This is a genomic window from Streptomyces sp. NPDC050636 (genome assembly GCF_040654775.1).
Classification (GTDB): domain Bacteria; phylum Actinomycetota; class Actinomycetes; order Streptomycetales; family Streptomycetaceae; genus Streptomyces.
On the sequence record NZ_JBFAIP010000015.1, the window covers coordinates 21,232 to 40,309 of the forward strand.

Annotated in this window: 10 protein-coding genes; 4 read left to right on the forward strand and 6 right to left on the reverse strand. The window is 71.2% G+C overall.

Going from position 1 to position 19,078, the window contains the following annotated elements:
* Positions 1–32: 32 nt before the first annotated feature.
* From AB0I10_RS15050 to AB0I10_RS15065, 4 genes are all read right to left on the reverse strand, one after another.
* Positions 33–974 (reverse strand): zf-HC2 domain-containing protein, encoded by a 942-nt coding sequence (locus AB0I10_RS15050; RefSeq protein ID WP_363152882.1) that lies wholly within the window; start codon positions 972–974, stop codon positions 33–35.
* On the reverse strand, positions 971–1,519 hold the full coding sequence (locus AB0I10_RS15055; protein WP_363152883.1) for an RNA polymerase sigma factor: 549 nt from the start codon (positions 1,517–1,519) through the stop codon (positions 971–973). Before AB0I10_RS15055 ends, AB0I10_RS15050 begins: the two co-directional genes overlap by 4 nt.
* Positions 1,520–2,313: 794 nt before the next feature.
* Positions 2,314–3,141, reverse strand: coding sequence for a response regulator (locus AB0I10_RS15060; RefSeq protein ID WP_363152884.1), 828 nt, complete (start codon positions 3,139–3,141; stop codon positions 2,314–2,316).
* Positions 3,138–7,505: a HAMP domain-containing protein gene (locus AB0I10_RS15065; protein ID WP_363152885.1), complete on the reverse strand. Its 4,368-nt coding sequence runs from the start codon at positions 7,503–7,505 to the stop codon at positions 3,138–3,140. The genes AB0I10_RS15060 and AB0I10_RS15065 overlap by 4 nt, the downstream gene beginning before the upstream one ends.
* 102 nt (positions 7,506–7,607) lie before the next feature.
* Here AB0I10_RS15065 and AB0I10_RS15070 point away from each other — a divergent pair, with 102 nt between their 5' ends.
* The 4 genes from AB0I10_RS15070 to AB0I10_RS15085 all read left to right on the forward strand — a co-directional run bounded on the left by AB0I10_RS15070 (position 7,608) and on the right by AB0I10_RS15085 (position 13,405).
* Positions 7,608–9,551 (forward strand): SpoIIE family protein phosphatase, encoded by a 1,944-nt coding sequence (locus AB0I10_RS15070; RefSeq protein WP_363152886.1) that lies wholly within the window; start codon positions 7,608–7,610, stop codon positions 9,549–9,551.
* Positions 9,552–9,772: 221 nt separating this feature from the next.
* Entirely contained in the window at positions 9,773–11,116 is a 1,344-nt protein-coding gene (locus AB0I10_RS15075; RefSeq protein WP_363152887.1) for a serine hydrolase domain-containing protein, read from the forward strand.
* Positions 11,117–11,125: 9 nt separating this feature from the next.
* Positions 11,126–11,581, forward strand: a complete 456-nt coding sequence (locus AB0I10_RS15080; protein WP_363152888.1) for a pyridoxamine 5'-phosphate oxidase family protein — start codon at positions 11,126–11,128, stop codon at positions 11,579–11,581.
* A gap of 174 nt (positions 11,582–11,755) precedes the next feature.
* Positions 11,756–13,405 carry a long-chain fatty acid--CoA ligase gene (locus AB0I10_RS15085; protein ID WP_363152889.1) on the forward strand — a complete coding sequence of 550 codons (1,650 nt, stop codon included), beginning with the start codon at positions 11,756–11,758 and terminating at the stop codon, positions 13,403–13,405.
* A gap of 185 nt (positions 13,406–13,590) precedes the next feature.
* Here the strand turns inward: AB0I10_RS15085 and AB0I10_RS15090 are convergent, their stop codons facing one another.
* Together AB0I10_RS15090 and AB0I10_RS15095 are read right to left on the reverse strand one after the other, a co-directional pair.
* Positions 13,591–18,141: a PAS domain-containing protein gene (locus AB0I10_RS15090; RefSeq protein WP_363152890.1), complete on the reverse strand. Its 4,551-nt coding sequence runs from the start codon at positions 18,139–18,141 to the stop codon at positions 13,591–13,593.
* 347 nt (positions 18,142–18,488) lie between these two features.
* Positions 18,489–18,983, reverse strand: coding sequence for an SSI family serine proteinase inhibitor (locus tag AB0I10_RS15095; protein ID WP_363152891.1), 495 nt, complete (start codon positions 18,981–18,983; stop codon positions 18,489–18,491).
* Positions 18,984–19,078 lie beyond the last annotated feature (95 nt).

Consider the following 19,078-nt stretch of genomic DNA (forward strand, 5'->3'; position numbering starts at 1 on the left):
CGGGGCGCGCCGTCTGCCGGCGCCGGCAGACGTCATGCATGCGGCAGCCCCCTGTCGAAGCTGGACCGGGTCAGCGCGATGACGGCGCAGGCCGCCAGCGCGGCCCCGGCCGCGGCACACTGCCCGGCGCCGGACAGCAATGGGCTGTCCCCGTCCCCGAACGTCAGCACAAGGGCCAGCGTCCAGCCGCCACCGGTCACCCCCGCCGCCACCGCGGGATCGAGCCGCGCGGACAGCGCCAGTGTGATCAGGGTCAGGGCCAGGGAAGGCAGCAGCCAGCCGAGCGCCCGCAGCGCGGGGCCGGGCAGTGCTACGGCGGCCGTACCCACCAGGGCGGCCGTGGTGCCGACCACCGCGACCGTGCGCACCAGCAGCAGCCGGAGCCCGTGCACCGGGGCGACCAGCGTCATTTCGTACATCGGATCGGAGCGCGGCCCGAACGACGCGGCGACCCCGATGACCGGCAGGGCCGGCGCCAGGACGAAGAACGGCAGCGGTGCTGCGTCGGCACGGCCCCATCGCGCCACCATTACGGTCAGCAGCAATGTCACTGCCGCCCCGATCAGCCAGGAGCGGCGCAGTGCCGGAGTGGCGGCGATCAGCCGTGCGGTGTGGTCGGGGACCTGGCACCGCAGCAGCGCGCGCTCGACGGGGCCGGGCCGGGGTACGTCCATGACGACACGCAGCCGGGCCCACCCCGCGTCCGTGCGCGCCCGGTCGCCGAGGTCGCCGAGCCGGGAGCGGCAGTGCGGGCAGTCTGCTACATGCGCGTCGGCGTGTGCCAGCCCGGGTGGGGCCAACTCCCCGAACGCGTAGGCCCGTAGCATCCGGTCCTCAAGATGCGGGCTGGGCGGCGTTTGCGGGCTGTACGGCGTGCGCGGGCCGTAGGCCGGTTGGGGGCCGTACGGCGGACCTCCCGTCACCCTCATCGCTCGCTCCTCTCTGCCGCCGGTCATGTCGCTGCCTTCCGTCATGTGAGTTCCTTACGGAGCCGTCGTCGGGCCCGCATCGCGCGGGTCTTCACCGTGCCCGCCGGAATGCGCAGTACCGCGGCGGCTTCGGCGGTGGTCAGCCCGTCCACGACGGTGGCCTGGAGTACGGCGCTGAGCTCGGCCGGAAGCCGGGCCAGCGCTTGGGCCAGGTCGCTGTGCGGAAGGCCCTCCAGTACCTCGTCCTCGGCGGACGGCTGGTGCGTGGTGCGGAACCGGCCGAGGGCCTGCAGAAGCCGCTGCCTCGTGCCGTGACCGCGCTGCGCATCGGTGAGCCGTCGGGTGCCGATGCGCCACAGCCAGCCGGCGGCGTCGGCACCGGGCTGCTCGCTGTAACGAGCGGTGCCGCGCCAGATGGCGAGGAACGTCTCCTGGACGACGTCATCGACAAGGGCGGCATCGGAGCAGCGGTACCTGAGCCGGGTGACCAACCACGGCTCGTAGCGCCGGTAGAACAGCTCGAAGGCCCGACTGTCGCCTTCCGCTGCCGCGCACAGCAGTTCCGCGTCGCTGCTGTGCTTCTCGTCCATGCCTGCCACATCCCTTCATCGGATGGGCGGTGGCGATCGGTTCACGGTTTCGAAAAAATCTTCTACGGGCCGCCACCGCATGCCGCCTGGGCGTTGTGCAGGGCACGCATCGTTCCACCGGATTCACCGTGCGGCAAATGGACTTGGATCGTCCGCTCAACTCCCCCATTGGAGCGCTTGATTCCGCCCGTAAAAGGCGTCGAATCAATATCGTTTTCCCTGGCTTGAACCGTCCGTGAATGGATCTCGGAAACGCGAAGGACACTTCAGCGGAATGCTTTCGTCCTCGTCGTCGACGTGAGTAACGTCCGTTCAACTTGGGTCCGACCAACCCGAGTTCGGGCCCGACCGACCCGAAAACAAGGGGGACAGCCATGACCAATGGCCGAAAGAATCTCGCCCGCTCAGCCGCCGTCCTGGTGGCATCCGGGGCCATATTCGGAGGGATGGGTGTCGCGCCTGCCAGTGCGGCCTCCTCCGGCGAGATCAAAGCACCTTCCTGTGTGAAGACCAGGAGTACATCGAGCTGGGCCACCACCACGACCAAGGCTACGAACAACTGTTCATATTCGGTCCGTGTGTATTTCAAGTGGGACCGGCACGTCGATGGCCCCTGCACCACCATTGACGCGCGAGGCGGATGGCACAAGGAAACCGTGGCGCGCACCGCACGATTCGCCGGCCTCGGCAATTGCTGACCGGAGTCTGAAAGTCTGCGGCGCTTTCCCCGAAACGCAACTTCAGGGAAAGCGCCGCACGCTCGGAATGCACCGCGTGCGGTGTATCCGGTGTCCCTACCGCCCCCGCCTGGCCAGCAGCCGGCCCACGGCCTGCTCCAATTCGGCGATGCGGTCGGCGAGACCGTCCGGCTCGGGGCCGTCCGTCTCGCGTAGGAGCAGCTCCACCTGGGCGAGTTGACCGGCGGCCTCGGCCAGGCGGGCCGCGTCGCCGGCCCCCGCGCTGCGGCCGCCGGCCGGTTCGCGCGGACCGGTGGGTGGCTGGCCCGCCGACAGGGGGCGTTCCAGGGACTCCGCGGGCTCTGGGAGCCCCGTGGACTCGGGGGGCTCCGGGGGCCTCGGCGATTCCGGACGTTCCAGGGGCTCTGGGGGCTCTGGACGGCGCTCTGCGGTCTGCTCGGCTGCCTCCAGGGTCGGTGTCGTATCGCCGCCGGGGGGGTGCTCTGCGGTGAGCAGCCGCCGCAACTGCTCGGCCTGGGCAGCGAGTTGGCGGTTCTTGCGGTGGAGGTCCAGGAAGACGTTGACCTTGGTGCGCAGCAGCCAGGGGTCGAACGGCTTGATCAGGAAGTCGGCCGCGCCGACGGTGTAGCCGCGGTAGGCGTAGTCCGGGTCGACCGACGCCCCGGTGAGGAGGATGACCGGGACGTCCTTGGTCTGGTCGAGTCCCTTGATGTTGGCGGCGGTCTCGAAACCGGTCATGCCCGGCATCAGGACGTCGATGAGGACGACGGCGAACTCCTGACGCAGCATCGCCTTGAGGGCTTCCTCGCCCGAGTGTGCGCGGACCACGTGGGCGAGCGAGCCGAGCACGGCTTCCAGGGCGACCAGGTTCTCCTCCATGTCGTCGACGATGAGGATGGAGGTATCCGTCGGAGTCGTGGTCATGGCCGCTGCTCCGGCGTGCCGCCGTTCTCGTCACCCGGGGCGGCTCCGGTGGCTTCGGGCGATCCGGTGACACCTGCGGCTCCGGTGGCGTCGGCTGATCCAGCGGCTTCGGCCGCTCCGTTAGCTCCGCCGCTGTCGGGGGACTCGGGCGGCCGCGGCGCCGCGGAGGTGCCCTGCGGGTCGAGGAGTCGGCAGATCACCGACAGCAGACGGTCGACGTCGACCGGCTTGGGGATGTAGTCGTTGGCCCCGCTCTCGATCGCCTTCTCGCGGTCACCCGGCATGGCCTTCGCGGTGAGCGCGATGACTGGCAGGTCCGCGAAACGAGGCGCATGGCGGATCGCTTTGATCATCTCGTAACCGTCCATTTCGGGCATCATGATGTCCATCAGCACCAGCGACACATCGGGTGTCCGGTCGAGCACCTCCAAGCCCTCACGCCCGTTCTCGGCGTACTTCACGCTGATGCCGACCCGGCCCAGTACATGCGTGAGCGCGAAGACGTTGCGGATGTCGTCGTCGACGATGAGGAGCCGGCGGTTGGCCAGCACGCGGCCGGGGCGCCCGCTCAGCCACTCCTTGAGGCGCGTCGTCTCCGGCCAGGTGACATCCGATCCGTCGGCCCTCGCTCCCGTACGGGCCGGGCTCTCCTTCCTGGCGAACACATCCCCCTGCTCGGTTGTCGGCCCAGGCGCGAGCTGGGGCATGACATGACCGGCCGGAACGGGGATCCCTGCCTCGGCCGGTGTCACACCGGTCGCGGAGGACGGGCCGGAGTAGCGCGCGGGTACGTACAGCGTGAACGTGGAGCCGACGCCCACCTCGCTCTCGGCGATGATCCTGCCGCCGAGCAGCGCCGCCATGTCCCGGCTGATGGAGAGCCCGAGACCGGTGCCGCCGTATTTGCGGTTGGTGGTGCCGTCGGACTGCTGGAACGCCTCGAAGATCCCGTCGAGCTTCTCCGGCGGGATGCCGATCCCGGTGTCCTTCACGGCGAGGGCGATGACGTCGTCGGCGTTCCGCAGCGACTCCTCCTCGAAGTCCGTGCCCGGTACGCGTTCGACGAGCAGCTCGACGCCGCCGGACGAGGTGAACTTCACGGCGTTGGACAGCAGGTTGCGCAGGATCTGCTGGAGGCGCTGCTCGTCCGAGAACAGTTCGCCGGGCACGCTTTCGCCGACCTTCACATCGAACGAGAGGCCCCGGTCGACGGCGAGCGGCCGGAACGTCGCCCGTACGTAGTCGAGCAGCTTGATCAGCGGCAGCGTCTTGGGGTGCACGTCCATCCGGCCGGCTTCGATCTTCGACAGGTCGAGGATGTCGTTGATCAGCTGGAGCAGGTCGGAGCCCGCGCGGTGGATGGTGACGGCGAACTCCACCTCCTGGGAGGAGAGCCGGCCGTCGGGGTTGTCGGCGAGCAGCCGGGAGAGGACCAGCAGGGAGTTGAGCGGGGTGCGCAGCTCGTGCGACATGTTCGCCAGGAACTCCGACTTGTACTGCGAGGACGTCGCCAGCAGGGCCGCCTTCTCCTCCAGCTCGGCGTTGGTGAGCTGGAGTTCGTCGGAGCGCTTGCGCAGCTCGGCGGTGAGCCGCTGGGACTCCGAAAGCAGGGCCTCGGTACGGGAGTTGGCGATGATGGTGTTGATGGAGACGCCGATGGTGTTCACGAACTGGTCGATGAAGGCGAGGTGGACATCGCTGAACTTGCTGAACGAGGCCAGTTCGATGACGCCGAGCACCCGGTCCTCGAAGATGATCGGCAGGATGACGACGCTGGCCGGAGGCGCGGCGCCGAGTCCGGAACGGATGGTGATGTAGTCCGGCGGGACGGCCTCGACGAGGACCCGCTTCTTCTCCATGGCGGCCTGGGTGATCAGCCCCCAGCCGGGGGTGCCGAGGCGGAGGCGGGGCAGCGAGCGGCGGCCTTCGGCCTGCCCGGTCCCATAACCGGCGATCAGCTCCAGGCCCTCGCCGGGCTCGGCGCCCGCCTCGGCCAGGAAGAAGGCGCCGAACTGCGCGTTCACCAGGGGGGTCAGCTCGCGCAGGATCAGGTCGGCGACCTCGACCAGGTCGCGGTGGCCCTGCATGAGGCCCGCGATACGGGCGAGGTTGGACTCCAGCCAGTCCTTGGCGCGGGTGGTTTCGCGGAGGTTCGCCACCATGAGGTTGACGTTGTTCTTCAGGGCGGCGACCTCGCCCTGCGCCTCCACCGAGATGGAGCCGGACATATCGCCCTGGGTGACGGCGCTGGCGACCTCGGCGATCGCGCGGACCTGGGTGGTCAGGTTCAGCGCCAGCTCGTTGACGCTGGTGGTCAGCCGCTTCCAGGTGCCGTAGACGCCCTCGACCCGGGCCTGGCCGCCCAGCTGCCCTTCGCTGCCCACCTCGCGGGCCACGCGGGTCACCTCGGAGGAGAACGAGGACAGCGTGTCGACCATGGTGTTGATCGTGGTTTTGAGCTCCAGGATCTCGCCGCGTGCGTCGACGTCGATCTTCTTCGACAGGTCGCCCTTCGCGACCGCGGTGGCGACCTGGGCGATGTTGCGGACCTGGGAGGTCAGGTTGTCGGCCATGAAGTTGACGTTGTCGGTGAGGTTCTTCCAGACCCCGGACACGCCATGGACCTGGGCGCGGCCGCCGAGCCGGCCCTCGGTGCCGACCTCGCGGGCGACCCTCGTCACCTCGTCCGCGAACGCCCGCAGCTGCTGGACCATGGTGTTCACGGTGTCCTTGAGCTCCAGGATCTCGCCGCGTGCGTCGACGTCGATCTTCTTCGACAGGTCCCCGTTGGCGACGGCGGTGGTCACCTGGGCGATGTTGCGGACCTGCGAGGTGAGGTTGAGCGCCATGAAGTTGACGTTGTCGGTGAGGTCTTTCCAGACCCCGGATACATCCCTGACCTGCGCCTGACCGCCCAGGTTGCCCTCCGTGCCGACCTCGCGGGCGACGCGGGTGACCTCGTCGGCGAAGGCGGAGAGCTGGTCGACCATGGTGTTGATCGTCGACTTCAGTTCCAGGATCTCGCCCTTGGCCTCCACGGTGATCGTCTGGCCGAGGTCGCCCTGCGCGACGGCGGTGGCGACTTTGGCGATGTTGCGGACCTGGGAGGTCAGGTTGTCGGCCATGAAGTTGACGCTCTCGGTCAGGTCCTTCCAGACCCCGGATACGCCTCTGACCTGGGCGCGGCCGCCGAGCTGGCCTTCGGTGCCGACCTCGCGGGCGACCCGGGTGACCTCGTCGGCGAAGGCGGAGAGCTGGTCGACCATGGTGTTGATCGTCGACTTCAGCTGGAGGATCTCGCCCTGTGCGTCCACCGTGATCTTCTGGCTCAGGTCGCCGTTCGCGACGGCGGTGATCACCTGGGCCGTGTTGCGGACCTGGGAGGTCAGGTTGGACGCCATGAGGTTGACGTTGTCGGTGAGGTCTTTCCAGACCCCGGATACGCCTCTGACCTGGGCGCGGCCGCCGAGCTGGCCTTCGGTGCCGACCTCGCGGGCGACGCGGGTGACCTCGTCGGCGAACGCCCTCAGCTGGTCCACCATCGTGTTGACGGTGAGCTTGAGCTCCAGCAGCTCGCCGGTGGCCTCGACCGTCACCTGCTGCGTCAGGTCGCCGCCTGCCACCGCCGTCGTCACGACCGCGATGTCCCGCACCTGCGCGGTCAGCCGCGACGCCATGGTGTTCACGGCCTCCGTCACATGGAGCCAGTCGCCGGACAGGCCCTGGGCCTTGGCGCGACCGCCCAGCCGGCCTTCGGTGCCGACCTCCCGGGCGACCCGGGTCACCTCGCCGGTGAACAGCGAGAGCTGGTCCACCATGCGGTTCACGCCGATGCCCAGGCGCCTGAGGTCGCCGCGGAGCTGGCGTTTGCCGTCGTGCAGTTCGACGTGCTGGGTCAGGTCACCGTCGGCGACGGCGTCGAGCACCCGGGTGGCCTTCGCGACCGGGACGACCAGCGCCTCAAGCACCGTATTGGCGGCGTCCACGTTCGTCGTCCAGGTCCCCTGGCCGGGGCTCGCGGTGATCCGCTCGTCCAGTCGTCCCTGGCGGATGATCTCGCGCCGGACGCGTTGCAACTCTTCGGCCAGATGGGCGTTCCGCGCGACGATCTGGTTGAAGAGTCCGGCCATATCGCCGACGAGACCCTCCTGGCCGGTCTCCACGCCGGCCTTGAAATCTCCGTCGCAGAGGGAGTGCATCGCCGCCAGCAGCGGGCGCAGCTCGGCCGTGCGGACCCACTGCTCTTCGGGCGCAGCAGTGGGCGGGGCCGGGGCGGAGGCGGTGCCCGCCCGGCTCTCGGGGGTGTAGTTGTCGGAGCCCGGGGGTGGAGCAGCGGCATCGGGCCGGGCCGGGTCTAGCGCCATGGCACACCCTCCCCCCGTGATCCATAAAGGGCAGATATGTCATAGTATAAAGGGCTTGCAAGTACTTTCTCCCAGGCGCATCCAGGGGGCGCAGTGGGACCAATGTCCGCGCGCGCGACCGCATCCGTGTCCCGGAAGGCTCTGCCGGCGAACCAGCTCGCGCCCTCCGGGGCACGGAGATTCGTACGGGCCGTGCTCACCGGCGAGGGCCGGGAAGCGGCGCCTGTATCAGGGGCGGCGCCTGCATCCGTGACGGGCGGCGGAGGCGCGGTCTCCGAGGGGCTGCTCGACGACGCCCTTCTCCTCGTCAGCGAGCTGGTCACCAACGCCGTCATGTATGCCGGCACCGATATCGACGTGGTCTGCCGCCTGGAGGAGAAGCCCTCCAACGGGACGGGTGTGGTCATCGAGGTGGCGGACCACCACCCCTCCAGGACGGTGCACGGCGGAGTGGACGCGCGGGAGGGCGAGCCCGGTTACGGCCTCCAGGTGGTGGGGGCGCTCGCGGAGTCGTGGGGGGTGACGTACCGGCAGTCGGAGAAGCGCGTGTGGTTCCGGCTGGAGGCGGAGGAACCCGGTGAGGCCGGGGAGCCCGGTAAGGCCACGGAGGGTGACGGCGGGGCCCTCAGGGGGGGTGCCGGGACGTCGAAGACCGGGGCATCGGAGACCGGGGCCGTGTTCGCGAGCGAGGTGCCCGATTCCCAGACCCCTGTCTACGAGTTTCCCGCTCCGGCGCACAGTGCGCCGGAGCACCACGTAGGCGTCACCCACGGCCGCGGTCGGCCCGCCGCCGAATGGGCCGACCGGGGCGGGCCGTCGTTCCTCGCCGAGACCAGCGAACTCCTGGCCGGTCAGCTCGACGAGGACATGGTCACCGCGCTCGCCGCGCAGCTGCTCGTCCCCCGGCTCGCCGACTGGTGCGGCATCTGGCTGACCACCCAGGGCATGGGGCTCCAGCTGTCCCGGGTCTGGCACGTGGACGAGCGGCGCATCAATCCGCTCCGCGCCGAACTGGAGCGGGACCCGCCGTCCGTCGGTGCCCGCACCGCGACCCCGTGGCCGTGGCCGGAGAGCGCGGGCGCCGTTCAGACGGGTGGGTCGGCCCTGGTGTTCCCCCTGGTGGCCCGAGACACGGACCAGGGCGTGCTGCTGCTCGGCCGGGCGGGGCAGCTGCGGATGACCGACACCGTGGTGCGGATGGTGGAGGACGTGGCGCGGCGGGTGGCCCAGGCCGTGTTCACCGCCCGCCAGTACACCCGGCAGACCATGATCAGCCGGGCGCTCCAGCGCAGACAGCTGCCCTCGTCGCTGGCCAGCATCGTCGGCGTCGACACGGCGATCGTCTACGAGCCGCACGGCGAGGGGCAGACCGTCGGTGGCGACTTCTACGACATCTTCCCGATGGGCGAACGCCGCTGGTGCTTCCTGCTGGGTGACGTCCAGGGCAAGGACCCGGAGGCGATGTCCGTCACCGGCCTGGCCCGTCATCTGGTGCGGCTGCTGGCGCGCGAGGGCCATGGCGTCGAGTCGGTGCTCGGCAGGCTGAACGCCGCCATGGCGGAGGAGAGCGCGGAGGCGGTGGAGCTGGGCGGCGAGCAGGCCGGGCCGCGCTTCCTGAGCCTGCTGTACGGGGAGCTGGAGGTCGAACCGGGCGTGGCCGGAGCCCACTGCACGGTCGCCAGCGCCGGCCACCCGCTGCCGCTGCACCTGTTCGTCGACGGTACGGTGCGCCCCGCGTCCGATCCGCAGATGCTGCTGGGGATCGACGAAGGCGCCGAATTCCATGCCAGCTCCTTCGATCTCGCGCCGGGCGAGACGCTGTTGTGTGTGACCGACGGTGTCACCGAACGCCGGTGCGGGAACTGGCAGTTGGACGACAACGACGGCCTGGCCGACATCCTGCGGCAGGGCATGGGGCTGGGCGCGAAGGCGCTGGCGGAGCATGTCCGGCGGGCGGCGCACGACTTCGGCACGGGGCCGGTCGAGGACGATCTGTCGGTCCTGGTCCTGCAAGCGGTGGCGAAGGGCGGACGCGGGCGGGGATGACCGCCGCCCCGCCATCTCGTCCACTCACCGTCCCTCTCTGAAGTCGTCCCTCTCTGAACAGTTCCTGGCTTTCTTGGAACCACCCCACTAAACCTGACACTTGTCATGTGAACTTGGGATCAAGGTAGTTCCACGGGTTGATGGCTCGGTGACGCTCCGTTGCGAAAATCGAGGCAACGAAGATCGCACGCCCGCACGGGCCTCGAACCGATGGAGAAGCCATGTCCCTGGCACACCTGCGCCCTTCCCTGCACCTGGAGTTGCACGTCAAGCGCCGCCGCGCACGGCTGGCCGGGACGGCCACGGCGGTCTTACTGGCGCTGGCAGTACCGGCGGCTTCGGCAGCCCCGGTGTGGGCCGCGTCCGCCGACGGCCCCGCCGCGGTGGCCACGGACCACCGGACCGGGCTGGACCGCCCCGCGCTGGAGGGGACGTTGCGGGCGTTCCATGAGGCGGGGATGTACGGCGCCTATTCGGCGGTCCGGGACGGTGCCGAGGAATGGCAGGGTGCCGCAGGGGTGGCCGACACCGACACCGAGCGCCCCATGACGCCACAGATGCGGCACCGCATCGGCAGCATCACCAAGTCCTTCACGTCGGTCGCCGTGCTTCAGCAGGCCGACGCGGGTCGCATCGAGCTGGACGCGCCGATAGGGCGCTATCTGCCCGACCTCATCCCCGGGGAGCGCGGCCGGGCCATCACGGTCCGGATGCTGCTCAACCACACCAGCGGCATAGGCGAGTACACCCCAGCGATCTTCGCGGCACCGGACAGCATGGAAGCCAACCGCTTCCGCACGTTCGACCCGAGAGAACTGGTCCGACTGGGTCTGAAGGCCAAGCCGTCGGGAAAACCGGGCCAGGCACACCACTACGCCAACACCAATTACGTGATCGCCGGACTCCTGCTGCGCAAGGTCACCGGCGAGTCCCCGGAGAAGTACATCACCGAGCACATCATCCGTAAGGCCGGCCTGCGGCACACCTACTTCCCGCGCTCGCCGTACCTCACCGGACCGCACGCCAAGATGTACGACGCCATGTACGGCGTATACGACCCGCCGCGCGACTACAGCGTCTACAACATGTCCTGGGCCGGCACGGCCGGCTCACTCGTGTCGACGATGGCCGACCTCAACCGGTTCTACCGCGCACTGCTGGGCGGCGAGCTCCTCGCCCCGGCCCAGCTGTGGGAGATGAAGAGAACGGTGCCGATCGAAGGCAGCACGGTGCGCTACGGCCTCGGCCTGTTCCGTATGCAGCTTTCGTGCGGAGAGTTCTGGGGGCACAACGGCCAGGTACCCGGCTCGATGTCCTGGTCCCTTTCCAGCGAGGACGGGCAGCGCCAGCTGTCCCTGGGCTTCAATCTGACGAACTATCAAAACCTCGACGGGAACGGCCTCCCCATACCCAGCCGGATAGACACCGCCATGAAGGCCCACCTCGTACAGGCGCTGTGCGGGAGCGGCAAGCGTGGCGCCGGCCCGGACGGAAGTCCCCGGCCAGGTCGTACGCCCTCGGACGTACCTCTCTTGGCCGAGGTGGCGGGAGCGCGTGATCAGTAACCTCCGGCCATGACTACCTACCCGCCGGCCCGCAGTGCCGAGCAGCGGAAGCGTGATGTGCTCCAGCGATGGGAAACGGACGAGGACGCATGGGTGTCGTCGGCATCCAGCGATGGCACGCCCTGCCTGGTCCCGCTCTCCTTCCTGTGGCACGGCGACCGGCTGCTGATGGCCACCAAGGCGGCCAATCCCACCGCCCGCAATCTCAAGGCCCGCGGCGACTGCTGGGTCGCCATGGGCCCCACCCGGGATGTGGTGCTGGTGCAGAGCACCGCGGAGGTCATCGGGTCGAGCGACCTCCCGGCCGATGCGGGGGATGCCTTCGCGCAAAAGCTCGGCTGGGATCCGCGGGGCCGCAGCGCATGGGTGTTCCTGGAGTTCCGGCCGCACCGGGTGCTGGCCTGGCGCGAGGAGAACGAGCTGGCCGGGCGCGAGCTGATGAAGGAGGGGGTCTGGGCGGTGTGACGGGGGACGGAATGCGGTGCCCCGAAGGTGGTGCCGCCTGCGTGCGACTCACCGCTCACTCACCCCCACTCACCGTAAGCGGTAAAGAACACATCACAGGGGCGTGACATACCAGCTGGTATGCGTCGACAATCGCAGCACCACTACCCGCCCGTAACAACGCGGAGGCACCCGGTGCTCAGCACGATGCAGGACGTACCGCTCACGGTCTCGCGGATCCTGATCCATGGATCGACGATTCATGGCGAGTCGGAGGTCATCACCTGGACCGGCGCAGATCCGCAGCGGCGCACGTTCGCCGAGGTCGGCCGCCGTGCCGCACAGCTCGCCAACGCGCTGCGCGATGAGCTCGGCGTGGCGGCCGAGGAGCGGGTCGGCACGCTTGCTTGGAACAACGCCGAGCATCTGGAGGCCTATCTCGCGATTCCCTCCATGGGGGCGGTGCTGCACACCCTCAATCTGCGGCTGCCCGCCGAACAGCTGGCCTGGATCATCAACCACGCCCAGGACCGGGTCGTACTCGTCAACGGCACCGTGATCCCGCTGCTCGCCCCCCTGCTGCCCCAGCTGGGCACTCTGGAACACCTCGTCGTCATCGGCCCCGGTGACCTCTCCGCACTCGCGGACGCACGGGTGCGGGTGCACGACTACGAAGAGCTGATCGCAGGGCGGGCGGAGACCTTCGACTGGCCGGAGATCGACGAGCGGGAAGCCGCTGCGCTCTGCTACACCTCCGGGACGACCGGGGACCCCAAGGGCGTCCTCTACAGCCACCGTTCGCTGTATCTGCACTCCCTTCAGGTCAACAACGCCGAGGCGTTCGCGCTCAGCTCCCGGGACATCGCACTGCCGGTCGTGCCGATGTTCCATGTCAACGCCTGGGGCCTGCCGCACGCCGCGTTCATGGCCGGCGCGTCCCTGCTGATGCCCGACCGCTTTCTGCAGCCGGCCCCGCTCGCCGAGATGATCGAGACGGTTCGCCCGACCATCGGCGCCGCCGTACCGACCATCTGGCAGGGCCTGCTCGCCGAACTGGACGCCACCAAGCGGGATGTCGCGTGTCTGCGCACGGTCATCATCGGCGGTTCCGCCTGCCCGCCGGTCCTGATGCGCGGCTTCGAGGAGCGGCACGGCATCCGCGTCGTCCACGCCTGGGGCATGACGGAGACCTCCCCGCTGGGCAGCGTGGCGCATCCGCCGGCCGGCGTCAGCGGCGAGGAGGAGTGGACCTACCGCGCCACCCAGGGCCGTTTCCCCGCCTCCGTCGAGGCGCGGCTGATCGGCCCCAGCGGAGAGGAGCTCCCCTGGGACGGCGAGGCGGCGGGCGAGTTGGAGGTCCGCGGCCCGTGGATCGCCGGCGCGTACTACGGCGGTGCACAGGGCGAACCGCTGCGCCCCGAGGACAAGTTCAGCCCCGATGGCTGGCTGCGTACCGGCGACGTCGGCACGATCACCCCGAACGGCTATCTGACCCTGACCGACCGGGCCAAGGACGTCATCAAGTCCGGCGGCGAGTGGATCTCGTCCGTCGAGCTGGAGAACCATCTGATGGCGCACCCGCATGTCGCGGAGGCCGCGGTGGTCGCGGTACCGGACGACAAGTGGGGCGAGCGGCCGCTGGCGACGGTGGTACTGACGGACGGCGCGGTGATCGGTTACGAGGAGCTGCAGGCGTTCCTCGGTGAGCGGATCGCGCGCTGGCAGGTGCCGGAGCGGTGGGCGGTGATCCCGGCGGTGCCGAAGACGAGCGTGGGCAAGTTCGACAAGAAGGTGCTGCGCAGGCAGTACGCGGAGGGTGCGCTGGATGTGACGCGGCTGGCGTGAGTGAGGGCGGAGCCGTAGGGCAGCCGTAGGGTCTGTCTGATGGGTCAGGGTCGGAGAGGCCCTACGGCTCCGTCAGCCCCTTGCCCACGGCTCCACCAACCGGCCGCCTCGTCGGCCGCCTCGCCGTCCGCAAGGTCCCGTCGTCCCCAACAGCCCGCCGCCTGGCCGTGCCCAACGCCTCGGCGTCAGTTCGTGCCGATCTTGGCGAGCAGGTCGACGATCCGGGCCTGCACCTCGGCGCTCGTGGAGCGCTCCGCGAGGAACAGGACGGTCTCGCCCGCGGCGAGCAGCGGCAGCTGGGCCGGGTCCATGTCGGCGTAGGTGTAGACGACCAGCGGGGTGCGGTCGAGCAGCCCGTTGGCGCGCAGCCAGTCGACGATGCCGGCCCGCCTGCGGCGTACCTGCATCAGGTCCATCACGACCAGGTTGGGCTGCATCTGTGTGGCGAGGGTGACCGCGTCGGTGTCCGCGTCGGCTCGGGCGACATGCATCCCGCGCCGTTCCAGCGACGTGGTCAGGGCGCCCGCGATGGCGTCGTTCTGCTCGATCAGCAGCACCCGTGGCGGGTGCTGTTCGCTGTCGTGCGGCGCGAGCGCCTTGAGGAGCACGGCCGGGTCGGCGCCGTACGCCGCCTCCCGGGTCGCCTGCGCCAGACCGGCGGTCACCAGCACCGGGACCTCGGCTGCGCCCGCCGCCTGGCGCAGCGACTGGAGCGCGGTGCGGGTGATCGGCCCGGTCAGTGGGTCGACGAACAGCGCCGCGGGGTACGCCGCGATCTGCGCGTCCACCTCCTCGCGGGAGTTGACGATCACCGGGCGGTAGCCGCGGTCGCTCAGCGCCTGCTGGGTGGAGACATCCGGCGCCGGCCAGACCAGCAGCCGGCGCGGATTGTCCAGCGGCTCCGGCGGCAGCTCGTCGTCCATCGGCAGCGGCTGACGGTTCATCACCTCTATGGCCCCGTTCGGGCCGTCCAGCGGCTCGGGGCCCTCGCTGCCCTCGTCGGGCGCGGAGATCGCGAAGGCGCGGCCCTCGCCGGCGTCCATCAGACGCGGCTGCGACTGCGCCGGGACTGCGGGCTTGGGCTGCGGCTGGTGCGCGGGCTGGGCCGGCTGCGCCCCTGCCTGGGGCCCCGGGTGCGGCCGCGCCTCGGCCGGAGCAGCGGACTCGGCGGCGGTGGTGCGCTCACCGTCCTGCGGGGGTGCGGCGAGCTTGCGGCGGCGGCCCGAGCCGGCGGACGTGCCACCGGGGGGCGTGCTGCCGGCGGGTGGCGCCGGGCGCTGCTGGTCGGCGAGCTGCTGGGCGAACGGCACGCCCTGGCCGAGCGTGCGCACGCTGAACGCCCGCCCGTGGGAGTGTCCCGCCGCGTGGCCGCCGTCGTCCTCGGCGGGCGGCAGCGGCTGCCGCTGCGCGGGGGCGGGCCCCCGTCCCTGCGGAGGGACGGGGGACGTGTCCTGTGCCGCCGCGCCCTGATCCGGAGCCTGCGCTGCTCCGCGGGCCGGGGTGTGCTCGGGGTGCTGGCCGGTGGCCGTAGTGGCCGCGGCCTGGCCGCCCGGGGGCTCCTCGGCGGGGCTGGGGCGCCCACGCCTACGCCCGGTCGGTGCGGGCGCGGCCGGCGCCGGCCCGTCCGTCACCGGGGCGATCCCGGCCACCGTGCCCGTCGCCGTACCGGTCTCCTCGCCGGGCTCGGTCGGCTGTGCCACGAGCCCCTCCGGGCCCGCCACGAACGTGCCGGACGCCTCGGAATCGGCCATCGCGGCCGCCGCCCGTTCCTCGGCCGCGGCCCGCCGGGCACGCCGTCGGCCGGTCGGCTCGGCATCCCAATCGCCTTGCGGGTCACCGGAGTCGGCGGCCGCTTCCAGCTCGTGCCCCGGCTGCGCACCGGGCGTCCCGTCCACGCCGCCACCGACCGGCCGACGTGCCCGGCGACGGCCCGTGCCACCGCCGTCCTGCGGACCGGCCTCCCCCGGGCTCGGCTCCTCCGCCACTCGCGACGTCGCGCGAGCGGGGGCACCCCCATGCCCGAGCGTGCCCCCACGCGCGGGCACCTGACCGGCGACCGCGGGCAGGGCCGGCAGCGACTGCGGCGTCTGGTCCGCCGCGGCCGGCGGCAGCGCGAAGGCGGTACGTGCGCCGGCGGGCGACAGCGCGTCCGCGGACCGGGGGTCCGACGGCTGCTGAGCGGCACCTGGATGCTGCGCGGAGGCGGCCCCGTTCGAGGCGGCGGCGGACGCGGTCGACTGGGCCCGCTCAGGCGCCTCGGCCAGCGCCCGGCGCGCCCGGCGGCCGCTCGGCTGCACCGGTCCCAAACCCGCCGGCGGAACCGGGCCTTGGCCCTGCGGCTGCACCGGGCCGAGCCCCTGAGGCTGCCCCGGAGCCGACGCCGGAACCTGCCCGGGAGCCGACGCCGGACCCGGACCCGATGCCGACGGTCCCGTGGCCGGACCGGCCGCCTGAGCCCCGCCTGCGCCCTGCTGCGTGTGCTCGGCCGCATCGTTCGCGCCCGAGGGAAGCGCGGGCAGCGCCCTGCCCTCCGGCGTCCCCTGGCGGGCGCGTCGCCGTCCGCTCGGCGGTACGGCCTCGGCGCCCGCCATCCCCGGCGGCAGCCCCGCACCGTCCGCGCCCGGCCGGCCGGCGCCGTCGGACCCGCCCGCGGCACCGCCGTGGGGGCGCGCCCCCGGACCGCCGTCGGTCGCGCCGGAGCCCGCTTCGCCCTGTGTGCCATCGCCCACGGCGCCGTGCGGAACACCGGCCTCCGCACCGGGCGCGACCTCTCCGCCCGGTCCGCGGCCATTCGCCGCGTTCAGTTCCTGTGCGCCCTCGGGACCGTGGCCGGCAGGCCCGCCACCCGCGCCGAGCGCCCGCGGTCCGGTACCCGCGCCCTGCTCCGCGCCGGAGTGCCGTGCGCGCCGACGGCCGGTCGGCTGCTGCGGCCCGCCGTCTGCCTGGGCGGGCACTCCCGCACCACTCTCAACAGCCGCCCCGTGCTGCCCCGTACGGTCACCATCCCCGGAGGCACCACCGGAACCACCGGCACCCGTGTCACCGGCCTGGCCCCCCTGACCCGGATCGCCCGTACGACCGTCCGCACCCGAATCCGCGCCCGCATCGGCCCCGCCCGGCTGCGTTCCCCGCGCCCGGGCAGCCGGTACCGGCATCACCGTCGTCTCATTACCGGTCGCCTCAGGCGCCCGCTCCGCCCCGGCCGTCACCGACCCGTCCGGTGAAACCGGTAGCTCCAGCACATACGCGCTGCCGCCCGCGCCCGGCGCCCCCGGCATCTCGTGTGTCTGCATCAGACCGCCGTGCTGCCGCATGATCCCGCGGACGATGGGCTCATGGACCGGGTCGCCGCCGCCATACGGGCCGCGCACCTCGATCCGTACGACGTCCCCGCGCTTCGCCGCCGCGACCACGATCGTCGAGTCACCGGGGACCGGACCCGACCGCCCGTCCGGGCCCGTGCCGCCGTCGCCGACCGGCATCCGGCCCGTGGAGTCCACACCCGCGACATCCGCGATCAGATGAGACAGCGCCTGCGCGATCCGCTCGGCATCGACCGTGGCCTCTATCGGCGGCGCGTGCACCGCGAACTGCGCGCGGCCGGGGCCGATCAGCTCGACCGCGCCCTCCACACCCGCCGCGACGACGGTGTCCAGCGAGACCTTGACGCGGTTGAGCCGGTCCTGCCCGGAGTCCAGCCGCTGATAGCTCAGGACGTTGTCCACCAGCGTCGTCATCCGGGCATGGCCGGCGGCGAGGTGGTGCAGGATCTGGTTCGCCTCGGGCCACAGCTGCCCCGCCGGGTCGGACGCGAGCGTGCCCAGCTCGCCCTTCAGCTCCTCCAGCGGTCCACGCAGCGCCTGTTCCAGCACCGCGAGCAGCTGGCTGTGCCGCGCCGCCAGCGCGTCGTACGGACGCCGGTCCGTGAACGTCATCACCGCACCGACGAGCTGATCTCCGTCCCGCACCGGTGCCGTCGTCAGATCGACGGACACCGAGCGCCCGTCCTTCGCCCACAGCGCCTGCCCGCGCACCCGGTGCTTGCGCCCGGATTTCAGCGTGTCGGCGAGCGGGGTGTCCTCCCACGGCAGCGCCGAACCGTCCGCCCGCGAGTGATGGATCAGCGGGTGCAGCTCCTTGCCGCCCAGCTCGCTCGCCCGGTAGCCCAGGATCTGTGCGGCGGACGGATTGACCAGCACGACCTTGCCCTCGGCATCGACCCCGACCACACCCTCGGCCGCGGCGCGCAGGATCATCTCGGTCTGCCGCTGCTGGCGGGCCAGCTCGGTCTCGGTGTCCAGGGTCCCGGTCAGATCGCGGACGACGAGCATCAGCAGCTCATCGCCGGTGTAGCCGTTGCGGTGATCGGCGTACGCGGCCTCGAAGGCGCTCTCGTACGGGGTGCGCCCGTCCTCCAGATTGGCGCTGGTCACCTCGACCAGCAGCTCGGTCCCGTCGGTACGCCGCGCGACCATCCGGGTGGGCTTCGTACGGCCGCCCTCGGTCTCCTCGTCCCGGCGCCGCATGGAGCCGGGAATGCGCTTGGAGTCGAAGGACGGCAGCAGGTCCAGCAGACCGCGGCCCACGAGGGCGGTACCCGGCGCCTCGAAGGTCTCCAGCGCGATGGTGTTGGCGTTGACGACCGTGCCGTTGCAGTTGACGAGCAACAGCGCGTCGGGGAGGGCGTCGAGTATGGCTGCGAGGCGAGCAGCGCCTCGGGATGGCCTGCTGCTCACGACGACGCTTCCTCCCTGTTACCGCACCTTGCCGACCCACCGGGGCGGGTCGCTGGGATGGAGTCTACGGGCACTTGCCCGCGGCGCGGAGGCGCATGACGAGGAGGAAATGCCCCGACTTTGTGCGACTCACCGCACGCCGGACATGTGCCCCGCGTCCTGACCTGGCGCGCTACTCCGTCATCAACCGGGTCACGGGCCGGGCGGTGAACCGGGTGGCGAACTGAGTGACGAAGGGGGCGTTGAGCCCTGCCGCGTACCGGATTTCCTACCGGATCGCGCACCGATCAGCTGACGGATCACGAACCAGATCACGAGCCAGATCACGAATCGGCTCACGAATCGGCTCACAAAGTGGTACGCGGAAGCAGCGGCTCCGCTCGGTTCCATCGGCCGATCTCACACCCGTCGGTCCGCTTGAAGTCGGCGTTCACCGGCCGCCCCGCCCAGGTGCCTTCGACATGAGCGGTGGCCGGGCCGCCGTAGATCATCGTGCACCGGGCGCCCGGCGGCACCGGCGCGAAGGGGTCCTTGCCCCATGTCGTCACCTCGTCCAGCCCGTCGCAGGCCGCCTCGGCATCGGGGTGGTCGCCGCGGGTGGGGTGGCAGGACAGCTCGTACGTACCGTCCTGGTCCGGGTCCCCGGAGCCGGTGACGGTCAGCGTGAGGTGGTCGCCGGACGAGAGATGGCTCGCGGGCGACGGCGGGCCGGCCACGGCCCGGCGCTCCGGCAGCGGGATCGGAGCGGCCGACGCCGTCGCGGCGAGGGCCGACACGACGGACACGGCGGCGGCCGTGGCGGCGGCCGCCACGGCGAAGCGGGACGTCTTGCGATGCGGCATCACGGCTCCAGAGGGACGAGAGCGGGGCGGGTACGCGACACGTACGCGCCGGGGCGTACGGCTGTGTCCCCATACGGCCCCGCCTCTCCTAACGC

Bases quoted from the DNA above. Each gene is read 5' to 3' on its own strand.
- AB0I10_RS15050 (WP_363152882.1), bottom strand. From the start codon at position 974: ATGACGGAAGGCAGCGACATGACCGGCGGCAGAGAGGAGCGAGCGATG.
- AB0I10_RS15055 (WP_363152883.1), bottom strand. From the start codon at position 1,519: ATGGACGAGAAGCACAGCAGCGACGCGGAACTGCTGTGCGCGGCAGCG.
- AB0I10_RS15060 (WP_363152884.1), bottom strand. From the start codon at position 3,141: ATGACCACGACTCCGACGGATACCTCCATCCTCATCGTCGACGACATG.
- AB0I10_RS15065 (WP_363152885.1), bottom strand. From the start codon at position 7,505: ATGGCGCTAGACCCGGCCCGGCCCGATGCCGCTGCTCCACCCCCGGGC.
- AB0I10_RS15070 (WP_363152886.1), top strand. From the start codon at position 7,608: ATGTCCGCGCGCGCGACCGCATCCGTGTCCCGGAAGGCTCTGCCGGCG.
- AB0I10_RS15075 (WP_363152887.1), top strand. From the start codon at position 9,773: ATGTCCCTGGCACACCTGCGCCCTTCCCTGCACCTGGAGTTGCACGTC.
- AB0I10_RS15080 (WP_363152888.1), top strand. From the start codon at position 11,126: ATGACTACCTACCCGCCGGCCCGCAGTGCCGAGCAGCGGAAGCGTGAT.
- AB0I10_RS15095 (WP_363152891.1), bottom strand. From the start codon at position 18,983: ATGCCGCATCGCAAGACGTCCCGCTTCGCCGTGGCGGCCGCCGCCACG.